The 17,302-nt window shown below is 67.4% G+C and carries 16 protein-coding genes; 8 read left to right on the top strand and 8 right to left on the bottom strand.

Going from position 1 to position 17,302, the window contains the following annotated elements:
• The first annotated feature begins 427 nt into the window (after positions 1-427).
• The gene (locus Pph01_RS40025; protein ID WP_204078488.1) at positions 428-814 is read left to right on the top strand and encodes a cell division protein SepF; all 387 of its coding nucleotides are present in this window, start codon (positions 428-430) and stop codon (positions 812-814) included.
• Between the two features lie 86 nt (positions 815-900).
• On the opposite strand, the gene Pph01_RS40030 is transcribed toward Pph01_RS40025, so the two are convergent.
• From Pph01_RS40030 to Pph01_RS40045, 4 genes are all read right to left on the bottom strand, one after another.
• Positions 901-2,214, bottom strand: a complete 1,314-nt coding sequence (locus Pph01_RS40030; RefSeq protein ID WP_239117374.1) for a hypothetical protein — start codon at positions 2,212-2,214, stop codon at positions 901-903.
• A gap of 147 nt (positions 2,215-2,361) precedes the next feature.
• Positions 2,362-4,080, bottom strand: coding sequence for an arginine--tRNA ligase (gene argS / locus Pph01_RS40035; RefSeq protein ID WP_204078489.1), 1,719 nt, complete (start codon positions 4,078-4,080; stop codon positions 2,362-2,364).
• Positions 4,081-4,121: 41 nt separating this feature from the next.
• Complete coding sequence (gene plsX, locus Pph01_RS40040; RefSeq protein ID WP_239117375.1) at positions 4,122-5,108, bottom strand: phosphate acyltransferase PlsX; 987 nt, start codon at positions 5,106-5,108, stop codon at positions 4,122-4,124.
• A 106-nt stretch (positions 5,109-5,214) separates the two neighbouring features.
• Positions 5,215-5,781 (bottom strand): DUF1707 SHOCT-like domain-containing protein, encoded by a 567-nt coding sequence (locus Pph01_RS40045; protein ID WP_204078490.1) that lies wholly within the window; start codon positions 5,779-5,781, stop codon positions 5,215-5,217.
• A 180-nt stretch (positions 5,782-5,961) separates the two neighbouring features.
• Here Pph01_RS40045 and Pph01_RS40050 point away from each other — a divergent pair, with 180 nt between their 5' ends.
• Together Pph01_RS40050 and Pph01_RS40055 are read left to right on the top strand one after the other, a co-directional pair.
• A complete protein-coding gene (locus tag Pph01_RS40050; protein ID WP_373315710.1) occupies positions 5,962-7,290 on the top strand; it encodes a KamA family radical SAM protein in 1,329 nt (442 codons plus the stop codon).
• 297 nt (positions 7,291-7,587) lie between these two features.
• Positions 7,588-8,553 (top strand): hypothetical protein, encoded by a 966-nt coding sequence (locus Pph01_RS40055; protein WP_204078491.1) that lies wholly within the window; start codon positions 7,588-7,590, stop codon positions 8,551-8,553.
• A 77-nt stretch (positions 8,554-8,630) separates the two neighbouring features.
• Here the strand turns inward: Pph01_RS40055 and Pph01_RS40060 are convergent, their stop codons facing one another.
• The 4 genes from Pph01_RS40060 to Pph01_RS40075 all read right to left on the bottom strand — a co-directional run bounded on the left by Pph01_RS40060 (position 8,631) and on the right by Pph01_RS40075 (position 11,107).
• On the bottom strand, positions 8,631-8,792 hold the full coding sequence (locus Pph01_RS40060) for a hypothetical protein (protein ID WP_239117366.1): 162 nt from the start codon (positions 8,790-8,792) through the stop codon (positions 8,631-8,633).
• A gap of 63 nt (positions 8,793-8,855) precedes the next feature.
• Positions 8,856-9,392, bottom strand: coding sequence for a YbhB/YbcL family Raf kinase inhibitor-like protein (locus tag Pph01_RS40065; protein ID WP_204078493.1), 537 nt, complete (start codon positions 9,390-9,392; stop codon positions 8,856-8,858).
• 22 nt (positions 9,393-9,414) lie between these two features.
• Complete coding sequence (locus Pph01_RS40070) at positions 9,415-10,197, bottom strand: ABC transporter ATP-binding protein (RefSeq protein WP_204078540.1); 783 nt, start codon at positions 10,195-10,197, stop codon at positions 9,415-9,417.
• Between the two features lie 4 nt (positions 10,198-10,201).
• Positions 10,202-11,107 carry an ABC transporter permease gene (locus tag Pph01_RS40075; RefSeq protein WP_204078494.1) on the bottom strand — a complete coding sequence of 302 codons (906 nt, stop codon included), beginning with the start codon at positions 11,105-11,107 and terminating at the stop codon, positions 10,202-10,204.
• Between the two features lie 443 nt (positions 11,108-11,550).
• On the opposite strand from Pph01_RS40075, the gene Pph01_RS40080 reads away from it, so the two are divergent.
• From Pph01_RS40080 to Pph01_RS40100, 5 genes are all read left to right on the top strand, one after another.
• The gene (locus Pph01_RS40080) at positions 11,551-13,230 is read left to right on the top strand and encodes a peptide ABC transporter substrate-binding protein (RefSeq protein WP_204078495.1); all 1,680 of its coding nucleotides are present in this window, start codon (positions 11,551-11,553) and stop codon (positions 13,228-13,230) included.
• Positions 13,231-13,363: 133 nt separating this feature from the next.
• Complete coding sequence (locus tag Pph01_RS40085; RefSeq protein ID WP_204078496.1) at positions 13,364-14,290, top strand: ABC transporter permease; 927 nt, start codon at positions 13,364-13,366, stop codon at positions 14,288-14,290.
• Entirely contained in the window at positions 14,283-15,230 is a 948-nt protein-coding gene (locus tag Pph01_RS40090; protein WP_204078497.1) for an ABC transporter permease, read from the top strand. Before Pph01_RS40085 ends, Pph01_RS40090 begins: the two co-directional genes overlap by 8 nt.
• A 13-nt stretch (positions 15,231-15,243) precedes the next feature.
• Entirely contained in the window at positions 15,244-16,272 is a 1,029-nt protein-coding gene (locus Pph01_RS40095) for an ABC transporter ATP-binding protein (RefSeq protein WP_204078498.1), read from the top strand.
• On the top strand, positions 16,259-17,275 hold the full coding sequence (locus Pph01_RS40100) for an ABC transporter ATP-binding protein (RefSeq protein WP_275412934.1): 1,017 nt from the start codon (positions 16,259-16,261) through the stop codon (positions 17,273-17,275). The genes Pph01_RS40095 and Pph01_RS40100 overlap by 14 nt, the downstream gene beginning before the upstream one ends.
• Positions 17,276-17,302 lie beyond the last annotated feature (27 nt).

Consider the following 17,302-nt stretch of genomic DNA (forward strand, 5'->3'; position numbering starts at 1 on the left):
CTTTCAAAAAGTGGGGCTGCCCTGATCAGGGGCGGCCCCATTTTTGTTTTAACGACTTTTTGTTTTCACGACCGATTCTCGAATCACAAAGGGCTGACCCGTCGAGCCGGGCTGACGCTCGCCCGAACTCGCGAAAAGCCGGCGCCTGACGGTCGTGCTGAGCGCCCTCAGGCTCACCTGCCGGGAACAGTGATCTTGCTCGTCAGCCCCGTCTGGAGCGGCGTCGCCGCACCCGGGGATCTTCGTTCGGGTGTCCGGCGGTGATCGCCGGGGTATGCCCTTCCCTGGCTCATGCTCACTCGCGACATTCTCAAGCCAAATTCAATTAAATGCCTGGGCGTGTCGGCGGGGTGCCCCTGACCCGTCGGTTAGCGTCCCACGTATCGGGACAAGCCCGGAAAAGGACAAGCCGGAAAAGGACACGCCGATGGGGGCAGTGCGCAAGGTGGCGAGCTACCTTGGCCTGGGCAGTGCGCAGCAGTACGACGAGGCCTACGGTGGCGACGAAGACTATGGGGATGATGACTGGATGCCGGCGTCCGAGCGGGCCGCTAAGCGTTGGCAGCCGACCGGCGAGCCGGCGCGCATCGTCATGGTGCGACCACAGAAGTACGACGACGCGCTGACCATGGGTCGTCATTTCCGTGAGGGGCACACGGTCGTGATGGACGTGGCGAGCATGTCGACCACTGAGGCGACCCGGATGGTGGATTTCGCCGCCGGCCTCGCATACGGCTGTGAGGGCCGGATCGAGCGCATCGCCGACAAGGTCTTCCTGCTGACCCCCGCGAACGTCGAGGTCTCCACGGCCTGACGGGCGGCGGCATCGCGGCAGTCCACGAGCCGGTGGTGTCGAATTCTCCCTGAGAGCCCGCTCAGCGGGTTCCGCACACAGCGGCTTCAGGCGGCGCGGGGACCACGGCGGAGCACGCGGCAGAGCTCGGCCAGGTCCTCGGCGGCGGTCTCCGAGCGGGCGGCGGCCTCCTTGCCGTATTCGCGCAGCGTCCGAACCCCACGTTCCGCGGCGTCGGACAACTCGCCGACCCTGGCCTGAACACGGCGGAGGTCGGCCTGCTCTCGCATCCTGTGGCGCCAGACGAGGTATCCGCTCCAACCGCCGAGAGCGGCCCCGGCGACCGTGAGCAGGAACGAGACGACGAATCCGACGACGAACACCACTGCCGCCACGGCGCCGACCAGATAGCCGGGCCACGGCGTCGATCCCTGTGTGACGCAGTCGGTCACGATCCGCTGCTCGGCGGAGGTCATCGACAGCTGATCGGGCCCGTCGGCGCTGAGCGTGATCGGGTAACCCAGGATCGGCACGGTCACCGAGCCGGGCGGCGGCGCCTGAATGGTCTCGACGAGGGACTCGGCCGCGGCCTTCACCGCGGGAGCCGCCACGTGGAGGGCGAGCGCCGCGAGATGCGGGTCGGCCACCGGCCGGACATCGTGGAGCAGGTGCCCGCTGAGCGAACTCAACGGTCCTTCCGTGGTCTCCTGCCCGGCGAGGGATCTGAGCACGGCGAGCGGCTCGTCATCCGTCCAGACCGTGCCGGAGACGACCTTGGACACCTCGGCGGGGCGGGGTGCGGAAGTGATCTCGGAGCAGCGCTCTCGCAGCCGGCGGAGCCGGGCCACGGCCTGGGCCGAGGTGGCGATCTCGGGGACCGCCGCCAGCTCGGGGAAGCCGTCGAGGGATGTCGGCACCACCGGAGTGGGCTCGTCGGGGACGAGGGCCTTGAGCCACAGCTCGTCCTCGGGCGGGACGACCACGGCGTCGAGCTTCCGCAGGACGAAGATCTTCCCCACCGGACCGTAGGCGCCGCGAGCCGCTGCCAGCCACAGTGCCCGCTGGCCGGAGGTCACCGGCCGGTCGTTCGAGAGCTCGCCGAAGGCGGTACCGAGCCATGAGGCGTGGATCCGGTCGCCGAGGCCGCATACGGCCAGAGACAGGCAGAGGAACAGCGACGTGCGCTGCTCGTCGAGCTCGGCGGCCAGCGCGAGGGGCTCCAGCGCGTCCTGCCCGGAGATGATGAGCCCGAGAGCCTCGACGGCCGGCGCGAGCCAGTAGCCGGGCACGTCCGTGACGCCTGGCGGCAGGCTCGGTGCGTTCCCGTCGGCGCTCAGGCTGACGAGAAGCGCCTCCGCGTAACGGTGCAGCTCCGTCGCGTCGGCCTTACTTCCAGGGTCCGGACTCGTGGTCAGGTCCATGCTCACGCGTACGCTCCCCGAGGGATTGGCTGGCACTCCCTTGACCCGCGCCAGACTAGACGCCTGGTCGGGTGGGAGGGGTTGAGGCGCGCCGGACGGTGAACGGGAGTTGACCTGATCGGGCCGACCCCGTTCACCGATGTCCGGTCACATACGCTCGGGTACCTCGATGCCGAGCAGGTCGAGCCCCTGGACCAGCACCCGCAGCGTCAGCGCCGACAGGGCGAGACGCGACGTCCGAACCGGCTCCTCGGCCTTGAGCACAGGGCAGCTCTCGTAGAACGAGGTGAACGACTGAGCCAGGTCGAAGAGGTAGTTGCAGAGCCGGTGCGGTTCGGAGGTCTCGGCCACGGTCTCGACGACCGCGCCGAACCCGAGCAGTTGCAGCGCGAGCGCACGCTCCGAGGGCTCGCCGAGGGTGATGGGGCCGGGGAAGCCGGCAGGGTCGAGCTCCCCCCGGCGGAAGATCGACCGGATCCGGGCCGTGGCGTACTGCAGGTACGGGCCGGTGTTGCCGGTGAGCGCGAGCATGCGGTCGAAGTCGAAGACGTACTCGCTGTCGTGGCTGACCGACAGATCGGCATACTTCACGCCGCCGATGCCGACCTTGCGAGCGATCTCCTTACGCAGCGCCGGGTCGTCGTACCGCTCGGCGATGACCGTCTCCGCCCGGCCCACTGCCTCGTCGAGCAGCTCGGTCAGCTTGATCGAGGCGCCGCTCCGCGTCTTGAACATCTTGCCGTCGGCGCCAAGGACGCTGCCGATCTGGACGTGTTCGGCCTTCACGTCGTCGTGCAGCCACCCCGCCATGCGGGCCGCCGCGAAGACCATCTGGAAGTGCAGCGACTGGGTGGCGCCGACGACGTAGAGGATCCGGTCGGCCTTGAGGTCGCGCACCCGGTACCGGATCGCGGCCAGGTCCGTGGTGGCATAGCCGTACCCGCCGTCGCTCTTGCGGATGATGAGCGGCAGCGGCGTGCCGTCGCGGCCGGTGAAGCCGGGCGGGAAGACGCACAGCGCGCCCTCGCTGATCTGGGCCACGCCCGAGGACTCGAGCTCGTCGCAGACGTCGGCGAGCATCGTGTTGTACATGCTCTCGCCCGCGATGTGGTCGTCGGTGAGCGTGACGCCGAGCACGCTGTAGACGTGGTTGAAGTAGCGCTTGGTGTACTCGATGAACTCCCGCCACAGGCGCAGGGTGGCAGGATCACCGCCCTGAAGCTGCGGAACCCGGCTCCGCGAACGCTCCTCGAACGTGCGGTCGTCGTCGAACTTGTGCCGGGCCTCCTGGTAGAAGGCGTTGCCGTCGCCGGAGGCGAGCCGCGTGAGGGCCTCGTCCTCGCCGATGTCGATCAGATGCTCGATCAGCATTCCGAACGGCGTGCCCCAGTCACCGAGGTGGTTCTGCCGGGTGACGTCATGTCCGACGTGCTCGTGGACGCGGGCCAGCGTGTCACCGACGATCGTGGTCCGCAGGTGCCCGACGTGCATCTCCTTGGCGGCGTTGGGCGCCGAGTAGTCGACCACGATGCTCTTCGGCGCGGACTGCGGCACGCCCAGCCGGTCGTCGGCCAGCTGCCGTACGGCCTGGGCGGCGATCCAGTCGTCGCCCAGGGTCATGTTGAGGAAGCCGGGCCCGCTGATCTCGACCGTGATGTCGGTGAGGTCCATGGCGTCCACCACGGCCTGGGCGACCTCCCGCGGCGCTCGTCGGAGCCGCTTGGCCAGGCTCAGCGCGACGTTCGCCTGGTAGTCGGCGAACTGTGAGGGCCTGATCAGCGGATCTTCGGAGGCGTACTCCTGGCCGAAGGCCGTGCCCAGCGCCTGCTGGACCCGTCCGGCGAGGATGATCTGCGGGTCGGTCATGCACAAAGCTTAATGGCGGTGGTATGCGTGAACGCGAATGGTTAGCGGCGGCGGTGCGACTTGTTCGCCGCGGCGATCCGCTCCCCGATGCGGGCGACGATCCCCTGGGCGGACAGGTGCGCCGCCAGCTCGCACGCCGCCGCGATTCCCTTGGCTCTGGACGATCCGTGCGCGATGACCACGGTCCCGTTGAGCCCCAGCAGTACGGCGCCGCCGTGCGCCTCGGGGTCGAACCGGGCGGCCAGCTCTCTCAGCTTCGCCCGCTGGAGCAGGCCGCCGACCTTGGCCAGGCGGCTCTCGCTGATCGTCTCCCTGAGCTGGCCGAAGGTGTAGCGGACGCTGCCCTCGAGGGCCTTCAGTGTGACGTTGCCGGTGAAGCCGTCGGTGACGACGACGTCGACCTTCCCGGTGAGCAGGTCGTCGCCTTCGATGTTGCCGGTGAAGTCGATGCCCGAGGTGCCCGAGAGCAGCTCGTGTGCGCGTTTCACGAGCTTGCTGCCCTTCTCGGGCTCGGCGCCGATGGTGAGCAGGCCCACCCGCGGCCGGACGAGGCCGAGCGCGGTCTCGGCGTAGGCCACGCCGAGATGGGCGAACTGCACGAGCATCTCCGGCTTGGCGTCGGCGTTGGCTCCGGCGTCGAGCAGAACGGTCGGGTACGGCCTGGTGGGCAGCGGCACCGTGATCGCGGGCCGCATCACGCCCTGCTGTCCGCGCAGGCGCAACCGGCCCGTCGCGACGACCCCGGCGGTCGACCCCGCGGACACCACGGCGGCCGCGTCGCCTCGCCGTACGAGATGGCAGGCGATGGCGATGCTGGAGCGTGGGCGGCGCAGGCTCGCCAGCGCGCCCTCGTCCATCGCGAGCGCCTCCTCGGCCCGCACGACGGGGATCTCGGAGACGGCGTCGTGCGCGGCGAGGATCGGATGGAGGGCTCGCGGATGCCCGACGAGCACGACGGGAACGTCGCGCTCACGAACCGCCTGGACGGCTCCCGCGACGATCTCGTCCGGCGCGTTGTCACCGCCCATGGCGTCGAGGGCCACGGGCAGCGTATGGCTACGGGGCGAATGGGGCGTGACGCCGTTCACCCTGGTCACTTCACCCGCATCTGGAACATGCCCGAATGGTAGGCCCTCAGGGTGACGGCTTCCTGTACACCACGATCTTCCCGAATGTCGCGCGTCCCGTGACACGGATCAGCGGGCCGTCGCCGTCCTTGCCGGCGGTGACCGCGCGCTTGGAGAACACGGCGAGTCCCTCGTCGATGACGTGGGCCTCGTGGGGCACGGTCACGATCAGCTTGCCGCAGAACGAGTTGAGCTCGAGGGTGACCTCCCGGCCCGGGATGACGGCGTCCGAGAGATCGACGATCAGGGCGCCGAAGGTCGAACGCAGCTCGGTGTGGCGACCGGCGACCCAGCGGCCGCGCCGGATGACCTTGCTGAAGACCGCCATGATCTTCTGCTTGTCCGCCACGGTGCTGGCAGAGGGTGCGCTCGTGGCCGGAAGGTCGGTGGTGAGGGGAACGAGGTCGCCGACGGTGACGGCCGCGTAGGCGGCGTCGAGCCGGTCGGCGTGTTCTGCCGTGGTGAGGCGGCCGGTGGCCAGCGCCTCTCCGAGGATGCCCGCGACCCGATCGCGGTCCGCGTCGGAGGCGCGCTGAGCGGGGTCGTCGCCCGCGAACGGAGTCAAGGAAGTCACGGATTCAGCGTAGCCCTTAACGCGATATGTCGCGATAACCCGGAACTCTTCACTGTGAAGTTTCGCTGGAGTGGAACCAACTGTGGGCGGGTCGCGTCCGAATAGGTGAGAACCACCGACGCGTGGCGAGGGCGGTTGGTTTACCGGAGATCCTGAAATCTACCAAGAAAGGAAGGTCGAGTGATCTCTTCCCAGGGCACGCGCGGCTTCCGGGCCTACACGGCCAAGCATCTCGACGAGTTGCTCGGCCGCGCCGGCTTCGACGGAGATACGAGGCTGCGTGTGCGCGCCGTGGCGACGGTGCTGCCATTCCGGACGAACGCATACGTCGTGGACGAGTTGATCGATTGGTCGGCCATCCCCGACGACCCCATCTATCGCCTGGTCTTCCCCCAGGAGGACATGCTGCCGGAGGCCGACGTGTCCCGGTTGGCGGACCTCCTGCGCCAGGGCGCACCCGCGGCGCAGCTCAATGCGGCCGCCAACGAGATCCGGATGCGGCTCAATCCCCACCCCGCAGGGCAGCTGGAGCTCAACGTCCCCCGCGTCGGCCTGGAGACCGTCCAGGGGCTGCAGCACAAGTATCCGGAGACCGTGCTCTTCTTCCCGAAACAAGGGCAGACGTGCCATGCCTACTGCACCTACTGCTTCCGCTGGGCGCAGTTCATCGGCGAGCCCGACCTCAAGATGGCCTCCGACGACATCGGGCGCCTGGTCTCCTACATCGGCGACCACCCCGAGGTCACCAGCGTGCTGCTCACCGGCGGCGACCCGATGATCATGGGGGAGTCCGTGCTCCGGCGCTACGTGGAGCCGCTCCTGCAGGTCGAGCAGATCGAGTCGATCCGCATCGGCACGAAGTCCCTGGCGTACTGGCCGGCCAGGTTCGTCACCGACCCCGACGCCGACGCGACCCTCGAACTGTTCGCCGAGGTGGTGAGGGCGGGTAAGAACCTCGCCTTCATGGCGCACTTCTCGCACCCCCGCGAGCTGGAGTCGCCGATCGTCGAGGAGGCGGTCCGCCGCATCCGGGACACCGGGGCCGTGATCCGGACGCAGGCGCCGATCATCCGGTCGATCAACGACTCCGCCCAGACCTGGGCGGGCATGTGGCGGCGCCAGAGCACGCTCGGCATGATCCCCTACTACATGTTCGTCGAGCGCGACACCGGCCCCCAGGATTACTTCGCGGTTCCCCTCGTGGACGCCTACGAGATCTTCCGCGACGCCTACGCCCAGGTCTCCGGCGTGTGCCGCACCGTGAGGGGGCCGTCGATGTCCGCGACCCCCGGCAAGGTGTGCGTCGACGGCGTGACCGAGATCGCCGGGCAGCAGGTGATCATGCTCCACTTCATCCAGGCCCGCGACCCCGAACTGGTCGGGCGGCCGTTCTTCGCCCGATACGACCCCGACGCCGTCTGGCTCTCGGATCTCCGACCGGCCTTCGCCGACCGTTTCCCCTTCGAACAGGGCCTCGAGGCGACGCCTCTTGCCCGCCTGAGCGCCTGACACCACGCCCGTTAATAAAAGTGACCGGAAAAATCTGTCCCCCGGCCTGGGCGGCATGTTTACCGTGCCTTTCTCCCGGGCCGGGGTTGGCCTGACCGTAGAGTCGACGGCCACCTGCCTATGTCCGCACTTTTCTGGTCTTGTCCCTGGTCAGAGCCCCGTGGACGAGGGGAATTCCCGCAGTGCGCGGGGTGATAGAAATGCCGACGTCTTGGTCGGCAAGCACGCCGACGCACGGGGGTTCTTGGGTTCGTCATTCCCACTCTCGTGAAAAGGGATATGAACCGGGGGCAAGTAATGAAACGAGTCGTTAGGACAGCCGTAGTCGCATTCACGGTCGGCGTCGCCGGTCTGATGGCCGCGCCGGCACAGGCCGACGTCTGCAACAACGTGTGCACCTCGCGGGTCACGGCGGTGGCGAACCTCCTGGCCGACCTCCAGAGCCACGCGGTCGTCGCGGCCACCGCGGGAGTCGCCGCCCAGGCCAACGTCGTGGCGAGCCTGAGCGCCAACGTCGTCGCCGATCTCCAGGCCGACCTCGTCGCGGTCGCCAACCTGGCCGGCACCACCACCGCCGGCCTCACCGCCCAGGCGAACGCTCAGATCGACGCGGTCGCCGTCCTGGCGGCCAACGTCTCGGCCGACATCACCGCCAACCTCACGGCCAACGTCGTCGCGAACCTGCAGGCCAACCTCACGGCGGTGCTCAACGCGACCGCGAACATCACGGCCAACGTCGACGCCGCCGTCCTGGCCAACGTGAACGCCGGTGCGGTGGCGGTCGCGGAGGCGGGCAGGCCGGCTCTCGCCGCCACGGGGCAGGCTCCGGCCGTCGCCGCGGGCACCGCTCCGACCGTCGCCGCCACGGTGAACGCGGCGGCCAACCTGGGGCTCGTCGCCAACCTCACGGCCCTCCTCGACCTCGACGCCGCCGTCGGGGTGGCTGGAACGGTCTCAGGAGGGCTTCTCGCGCTGATTCCGTGCGAGACGCCGGCCACCGCCGCCCAGGTCGCGGCGACGACCACGGCGCGGACGACCGCGACCCAGGTCCGGCAGGGTGTGGGTACCACGGTCACGAAGGCCAACCACCAGACGGTGGTCCCCGCCGGCTCGACCGCCGCGACCGCCGGCACGTCGCTGGTCACGTCCACGGCCACCACGGCGGACGCGACCGGGGCCACCGCGGTGACGGGCATCCCCCGCACCGTCAGGGAGACCCTGCCCAAGCACAAGCCCGGGTACGTCCACGGCAACGGCAACTGACCGTAGACGCCCACGCGAGAATCGAACGGCCGGTGTCCCCCGAGGGGACACCGGCCGTTCCGTTCGTAGTCGAGGGGTCAGTTGACGGGAACGCGCACACACGTGCGCCGGGCGATCTGAGCTTGTAGCCGAGCCATCTGCCAGTGCAGATCGATCAGTTGCTCGGCGAGCATGCCGGCCGGCAACTCCATGGGATCCTCGGCGGCCAAATGGTCGATCGCCATCGCCAGGTCGCTCATGCCACCCCTTCCCTTAGATCGAACCTCCGTTCGAATCATAATGGAACAGGGGGCACAGCCGCATCAGGTTTCGTACACCGGTGCGATATAACCGCGCGCGAGCGTGTTGGCGGTGATGTTGAACCCGACGACCGCGGGGGAGGTGTCGCTGTCCACCCCGAGTTTCTCGACGCCGAGCGCGTGCACCGCGAACAGGTACCGGTGCGGATACCCGGGAGGCGGTGCGGCGCCGTCGTACTCCTTGGCGTTGAAGTCGTTGCGCGCGTGCACCGCCCCTTCCGGCAGGCCCTTGAAGTCGGGGGCCGTGCCGGCTCCGGTCGGAAGCTCGGTGACGCCGGCGGGGATGTCGAACAACACCCAGTGCCAGAAACCGCTTCCAGTGGGCGCGTCCGGGTCATAGCAGGTCACCGCGTAGCTCTTGGTGCCCTCGGGTGCTCCGGACCACCGGAGGTGCGGGGAGAGGTTCTGCCCCGTCATCCCCCAGTCGTTGTACACGTGGGCTTCCGACTTGCGCTCGCCGTCGCGGACGTCGTCGCTGACGACAGTCAGCGTGGCGACCTCCGGCAGGTGGTCGTAAGGAATCGGTGGCGGTGTGGGCATCGGTTCACCCTCCCATGAGTGGTCAAACCCGGTTGTAGGCCTCCAGGACCTCCTGCGGATCGCCGATCATCTTGATCTTGCCCTTGTGCAGCCAGATGACTCGGTTGCAGGTCTCCTCGATCACGTCGAGGTTGTGGGCGACGAGGAAGACGGTGCCGGCGGACTCGCGCATCTGCATGATGCGGTCCTTGCTCTTCTTCTTGAACTCGCGGTCGCCGGTGGCGAGGGCCTCGTCGATCAGCAGGACGTCGTGGGTCTTGGCGGAAGAGATCGCGAAGCGGAGTCGCGCGCCCATTCCGGAGGAGTAGGTCGACATGGGGAACTGGATGAAGTCCCCGATGCCGGAGAAGTCGACGATCTCGTCGTACTTCTCGCGCGTCTCGGCCGGAGACATGCCCATGGCGTAGCAGCCGAGCACGATGTTGCGCTCGCCCGTGAGCTCCTTCATCAGCGCCGCGTTGACGCCGAGCAGGGACGGCTGGCCGTTGGTGTAGACGGCGCCCTTGTGGGCCGGCAGGAGGCCCGCGATGGCCCGGAGCAGCGTCGACTTGCCCGAGCCGTTGCGGCCGATGATGCCGATGGCCTCACCGTGGTTGGCGACGAAGGAGACGCCGCGGACGGCGTGGACCTCCTTCATCTCCGGGCGTCCCTGGCGGCGGACGATGCGGCCCAGAGCGTTGGCGGCGTTGCCCTTGCTCTTGCTGGCCGCGCCGTAGACCTTGTAGACGATGTGCAGGTCGTCGACGATCACGGTCGGCGTTCCCACTGTCATTTTCGACAGCTCCTCGCTCAGCGGCTCCTGCATCACATCAGCCACGGCCGTATCTCTCCTCAGCTCGCCAGAAGTACCAGAAGCCTCCGATCGCCGCGAAAACGGCCCAGAAGATGCACGTGACCCATGCCCAGCGCTCCGGGAACCGCTGATAGATCAGCAGGTCGCGCATGAACTCGATATAGGCGGCCGCGGGGTTGAACTCCAGCGCCCAGCGCAGAGCGCTCGGCAGCCCTCGGGTCTTGTCGCTGATCATGTAGAACACGCCGGAGGCGTACAGCCAGGTGCGCAGGATGAACGGCAGCAGCTGGCTGATGTCGCGGACGAACGCGCCGATGCGGGCCATGAACAGGCTCGCCCCGAGGTTGAAGACGAACTGGAAGATCAGCGCGACCGGGATCAGCAGCCAGAGCCAGCTGATCGGCTCTCCGGTGATCAGCACCAGCACGATGAGCACGCCCATCGACCAGCCGAGGATCTGCAGCTCCTGGATCGCGTACGCCAGGGGAAGCGTCGCCCGGGGGAAGTGCAATGCTCGGATGAGGGACAGGTTGCCCGAGATCGACTTGGCGCCGCCTGTCACCGTCCGCTGGGTGAAGGTGAAGACCATGACCCCGGTGATGAGGAAGGCGGGGTAGTTCTCGATCGACTTGCTCTGGGCGAGGATGACGCCGAACATCAGCCAGTACACCGCCGCGTTGAGCAGCGGGGTGAGCACCTGCCACAACTGGCCGAGTGCTGACTCTGAGTAGTTGGAGACGTTCTTCGATGTGGCGTACGTCACAATGAAGTGCCGTCGGTCCCACAGTTGGCGCAGATAGGCGGGGAGTGTGGGGCGTGCGATGGCACGCCGCAACCCGTAACGCTCGGCGAGTGCGGCCAGCGACTCCTGGGCCGGGCCGCCCGCCTGGGCGTCCGCGACCGCGGACTCCGGCTGGCTCATGGCAAGGACTCTATTGGATGGTGGTCGATGAGAAGTCGGCGACGTTGGTCGGCCGAATCCTCCCTGGAGTGGGGTACATCTGTCGCGTCGGACGCCGCTGCGACTGGTCAAAGGTAGCCCAAGACGTCGTGACGCGACGACAACGCCACGGACCTTACGACATCCCCGCTCCCATGGGGAGGCGTAGAAGTGGTATATCTACCGTAGTTGAGCGCTTTATACCCGAGATACCTATTTGGGGTTGGCTCGCTGGTATGCGTGTGACGCCCTACTGACGCACGTGTGACCGAACTGCAACGCGGCAGAGACTCCTCTGCTGCGTCGGGTGAGGGATGCTCGCGGACGACTGACAGGGCGTCAGCTGGTTTGACCACGCCCGGAAAACCGGGGACCTTACCAGCGCGAACGCCCATCCTTAGAGGGAGGATCAATCCACTATGCGCGTGACTAAGGGCGCGAAGATCGCCGCAGGCTCCGCGCTGCTAGCGCTCGGGGTCGCCGCGTGCGGCGGTGGCAGCGGCAGCTCCAGTGACGGCGGGAACCCCCGCACCGCCACGGGCACCGTCTACATCCGCGGTTGTGAGCCGCAGACCGGTTTCGTGCCGGGCAACATCAACGAGACCTGCGGTGGCACGGTCAACGACTTCGTGTACAGCAAGCTCGTGAAGTACAACCCCGACACGGCCGCCCCTGAGCTCGACCAGGCCGCCTCGATCGACACGACCGACAACAAGGTCTGGACGATCAAGCTCAAGCCGGGCCTCAAGTGGAGCGACGGCACCCCGGTTACCGCGAAGAACTACGTCGACGCGTGGAACTACACGGCGTACTCGCCGAACGCGCAGATCGGCAGCTCGTGGTTCGCGGACGTCGAGGGCTTCGACAAGGTCAACAAGGCCGACCCCGACGGACCTGACGGACCCAAGCAGGCTCCCACGCCGGAGACCGACAAGCTGTCCGGCCTCGAGGTCGTCGACGACACCACCTTCAAGGTGACGCTCAACGCGCCCACCGCGGTGTTCCGCACCAAGCTGGGCTACATCACCTTCGCGCCGCTGCCCGAGGCCTTCTTCAAGGACCCCAAGGCGTTCGCGTCGAACCCGGTCACGAACGGCCCCTTCAAGTTCGTGAAGTGGGACCACAACTCGCAGATCGTGGTCTCCGCCAACCCCGACTACGCGGGCGCGGAGAAGCCGAAGGTCAAGCAGATCGTCTACAAGATGTACAAGGACGACGACGCGGCCTACGCGGACCTGGTGTCCAACAACCTCGACTTCACCGAGCTGATCCCGCCGTCGGCCCTGGCCGGCGACAAGTGGAAGACCGACCTCGGTGACCGCGCGATCGAGGGTCAGCAGGGCGTCATCCAGACGGTGTCGTTCCCGCTGTACGACAAGGAGTTCGGCGGCAACGCCGACTTCCGCAAGGCGATCTCGCTGGCGGTCGACCGGAAGACGATCACCGACAAGATCTTCAACAAGGGCCGTGTGCCGCTCGACAGCTGGGTCTCCCCGATCGTCGAGGGCTACAAGGCCGGTTCCTGCGGCGAGTGGTGCACCTACGACCCGACCAAGGCCAAGGACTACCTGAACAAGGCCAAGCAGGAGGGTTACACCCCGCCGAAGGAATTCCCGATCTGGTACAACGGCGACTCCGCGCACAAGGAGTGGGTGGACGCCATGGCCAACAGCATCAACCAGGCCCTGGGCGCCGACGCCGGCTTCACCGTGGTGGGCCGGTCCATGCCGACGTTCGACGAGTTCCGCAGCGTCATCACGGAGCACAAGATCAAGGGCATGTTCCGCACCGGCTGGCAGATGGACTACCCGCACATCGAGGACTTCCTGAACCCGCTGGTCAAGACCGGCGCGTCCTCGAACGACGGTCTGTACAGCAACAAGGCGCTGGACGAGAAGCTGCACGAGGCCGACGTCGCCACGGACCAGAACCAGTCCGTGACCCTGTACCAAGAGGCCGAGGCTATGCTGGCCAATGACCTGCCGACGATTCCGCTGTGGTCGTACGGTCTGCAGGCCGGCACTTCGAAGTGGGTGACCGGAGTCAAGGTCACGCCGTTCGGTGAGCTCGACCCGCTCTCCATCTCGATCAAGGCAGCTGCCTGAGCCTCCGGCTAGCCGCTCGTCGTCGAGGCCGGTCCCAGACCGGGGCCGGCCTCGGTCGCTGTCCCAATAACGCCCGCCCCTGTGTTGACCTACGGGGGACGCTGTACGACCTAGCGTCAGACAGGAGGTGCGCATGGGCCGATACACCATCAGGCGCCTGCTGCAACTCATACCCGTGCTGCTTGGCACGACATTCCTCATCAACTACATGGTGTGGCAGCTTCCTGGCGACCCCTTCGCCGGCCGATGCGGCCAGCGTCCCTGCCCGGACAGCTACGTCTCCGCGATGAGGTCGCAGTTCGGCCTGGATCAGCCGATCCTGGTGCAGTACTGGCAGTTCCTGAAGAACATGCTCACCGGCAATCTCGGTGTCGACTTCAACCAGGTCCCCGTGGCGACCCAGTTGGGCGACGCCTGGCCCATCACCATCCGCCTGGCGCTCCTCGCGGTCGCCATCGAGGCCGTCATCGGCATCAGCGCCGGCGTCCTGTCCGGCCTCAAGCGCGGCGGCTTCATCGACAACGTGGTCACCATCTCCACGCTGTTCCTGCTGTCGCTCCCCGTCTTCGTCACCGGCTTCCTCCTCCAGTGGCTGCTCGGCGTGCAGTTCCAGGTCATCACCCCGACGGTGTCCGACGAGGCGCCGATCATGGAGCTGATCGTCCCGGCCTTCGTGCTCGCCAGCCTCAACATGGCGTTCACCGCCCGTCTCACGCGGACGAGCATCGTGGAGAACCGCCGCTCCGACTACGTCCGCACGGCCATCGCCAAGGGTCTGACCAACCGGCGAGTGGTCGGCGTCCATCTCCTGCGCAACTCGCTGATCCCCGTGTTGACCTTCCTCGGCACCGAGGTGGGTTCGCTGATGTCCGGCGCCATCATCACCGAGGGCATCTTCAACATCCACGGCATCGGCGGTCTGCTCTACCGGGCGATCACGGGCCAGGACTACACGATCGTCGTCCCGATCGCCTCGCTGCTCGTCCTCGTGTACCTGGTCTCAAACCTGCTCGTCGACCTCCTCTACGGCGTGCTCGACCCGAGGATCCGCTATGAGTGACCCCTCTGTAACGCAGGACCTGATTCACGGCGGCGAGGGGCCCGCGGCATCGGTCGTGTCGGCTTCGAACAAGCCCCGCAGCCTGTGGCAGGACACCTGGGACATTCTGCGGCACAGGAAGATCTTCTGGATCTCCCTGATCATGCTGATCCTGTTCCTGCTCATGGCGGCCTTCCCGTCGCTGTTCACGCACAAGAACCCCGACTACGCGACTCTGGCCAAGAGCATGGAGCCGCCGAGCGGGGAGGCGTGGTTCGGCTACGACCTGCAGGGGCGCGACGTCTTCGCCCGCACGATCTACGGCGCCCGCACCTCGATCATCGTGGGTGTGCTCGCCACACTCCTGACTGTGGTCCTCGGCGGCATCGCCGGCGTGCTGGCGGCCTACTACGCGCGCTGGGTCGACTCGGTCCTGTCCCGCATCGGTGAGATCTTCCTGGGCGTGCCGTACGTGCTGGGTGCGATCATCATCCTCGGCACGGTGGCGCCCGCGCAGAGCAGCCCCGACAGGGTGACGATCATGGCCGTGGTCATCATCGTGCTCGCCGTGCTCGGGTGGCCGATCCTCATGCGCATCGCCCGCTCGTCGGTGATCCAGGCGAAGCACCAGGACTATGTCCAGGCGGCGCGCGCCCTGGGGGCCGGGCCGTTCCGGATCATCTTCAAGCACCTGCTGCCGAACTCCCTGGCGCCGATCCTCGTGTACGCCACGATCACGATCGGCAGCTACATCGGGGCCGAGGCGACGCTCTCGCTGCTCGGCATCGGCCTGCGCGAGCCGGTCATCTCCTGGGGTATCGCGATCGCCGACCACACCAGCTACATCAGGACCGGCGCGCACGCGATGTTGTTCCCCGCGGCGTTCCTGTCCCTGTGCGTGCTGACCTTCGTCATGCTGGGCGAAGCCGTGCGCGACGCCCTCGACCCCAAGCTTCGCTGAGGAGGCACAGCAAGTGGTAGAAGTGCTTTCCGAGCCCGCGGGCAGAGGCTCCTACAGCGGCGCCCTCCTGGAGGTCGAGGACCTCCACGTGGAGTTCCACACCCGGCAGGGTGTGGCGAAGGCCGTCAACGGCGTCACCTACAGCGTGAATCCCGGCGAGACCCTGGCGGTGCTGGGCGAGTCGGGGTCGGGCAAGAGCGTGACCGCTCAGACGATCATGGGCATCCTCGACATGCCGCCCGGCCGGATAGCCGGCGGGCAGATCCGGTTCCGCGGAGTCGACATCCTCAAGCTCCCCGAGGACCAGCGCAGGAGGATCCGCGGCGAGGGCATCGCCATGGTGTTCCAGGACGCACTCTCGGCCCTGAACCCCGTCTTCCCCGTGGGCTGGCAGATCGCGGAGATGTTCCGGATCCACCGGGGCAGCTCGCGGTCCGACGCCAAGAAGAAGGCCGTCGAGCTGATGGACCGGGTCCGCATCCCCGGGGCCAGGGATCGGGTCAACGACTTCCCGCACCAGTTCTCCGGCGGTATGCGCCAGCGCATCATGATCGCCATGGCGATCGCGCTCGACCCGGAGATCCTGATCGCCGACGAGCCGACGACCGCGCTCGACGTGACCGTCCAGGCCCAGATCATGGGGCTGCTCGCGGAACTCCAGCGTGACAGCAACATGGGCCTCATCCTGATCACCCATGACCTCGGCGTCGTCGCCGACGTGGCCGACAAGATCGCCGTCATGTACGGCGGCCGCATCGTCGAGACCGCGCCGGTTCACGACCTGTACGCGAACCCGGCCCACCCCTACTCCAAGGGTCTGCTCGAGTCGATCCCCCGGGTCGACCTCAAGGGCCAGGAACTGTACGCGATCAAGGGCATGCCGCCGAACCTGCTCGATATGCCGTCGGGTTGCGCCTTCCACCCCCGCTGCCCCTACCGGCGAGAGGACTGCGCCACCGCCGTCCCCCCGCTGTACCCGATCAGTGGCTCCCGTGGCAGCGCCTGCCACTACTGGAGGGAGGTTGTCGATGGCTCCCGCTGAGCCCATCCTTCAAGTCCGTGACCTGGTCAAGCACTTCCCACTGACTCAGGGCATTCTCTTCAAGCGGCAGATCGGCGCCATCAAGGCCGTCGACGGGGTGTCCTTCGACCTTCATCGCGGTGAGACGCTGGGCGTCGTGGGCGAGTCCGGCTGCGGCAAGTCCACGCTCGCCAAGGTGATGATGGCGCTGGAGCGGCCCACGTCCGGCTCGGTGATGGTCAACGGCAAGGACATCACCAAGGCCAAGGGCGCCGAGCTCAAGCGCATGCGGCGCAACATCCAGATGGTGATGCAGGACCCGTACACGTCGCTGAACCCCCGGATGACCGTCGGCGACATCATCGGCGAGCCGTTCGAGATCCACTCGGAGGTCGTCCCGAAGGGCGACCGCCGCAAGCGGGTGCAGGAACTGCTGGACGTGGTCGGCCTCAACCCCGACCACATCAACCGGTACCCGCACCAGTTCTCCGGCGGCCAGCGGCAGCGCATCGGCATCGCCCGCGGCCTGGCGCTGCAGCCCGAGATCATCATCTGTGACGAGCCGGTCTCCGCGCTCGACGTGTCGATCCAGGCCCAGGTCATGAACCTGCTGGACCGGCTCCAGAAAGAGTTCAACCTGGCGTACATCTTCATCGCCCACGACCTGTCGGTGGTGCGCCACATCTCCGACCGTGTGGCCGTGATGTACCTCGGCAAGATCGTCGAACTGGGCGGCGACAACCAGATCTACGAACGGCCGAGCCACCCTTACACGCAGGCGCTGCTCTCGGCGGTGCCGGTGCCCAACCCTGAGGGCCGCGAGGCCCGGCAGCGGATCATCCTCCAGGGCGACCCGCCGTCACCGGCGAACCCGCCCTCCGGCTGCCGGTTCCGTACCCGTTGCTGGAAGGCGCAGGACATCTGCGCCAAGGAGGAGCCCCTCCTCCAGATCCGGCCGGGCACCGACCACCCCAGCGCGTGCCACTTCGCCGAGGCTCTCGACGTGGTCCACTCCCAGTCGTAGCCCCCGCGTCAACCCCCACGTACGGCT

It is taken from the genome of Planotetraspora phitsanulokensis, assembly GCF_016863295.1.
Taxonomy (GTDB): Bacteria; Actinomycetota; Actinomycetes; order Streptosporangiales; family Streptosporangiaceae; genus Planotetraspora; species Planotetraspora phitsanulokensis.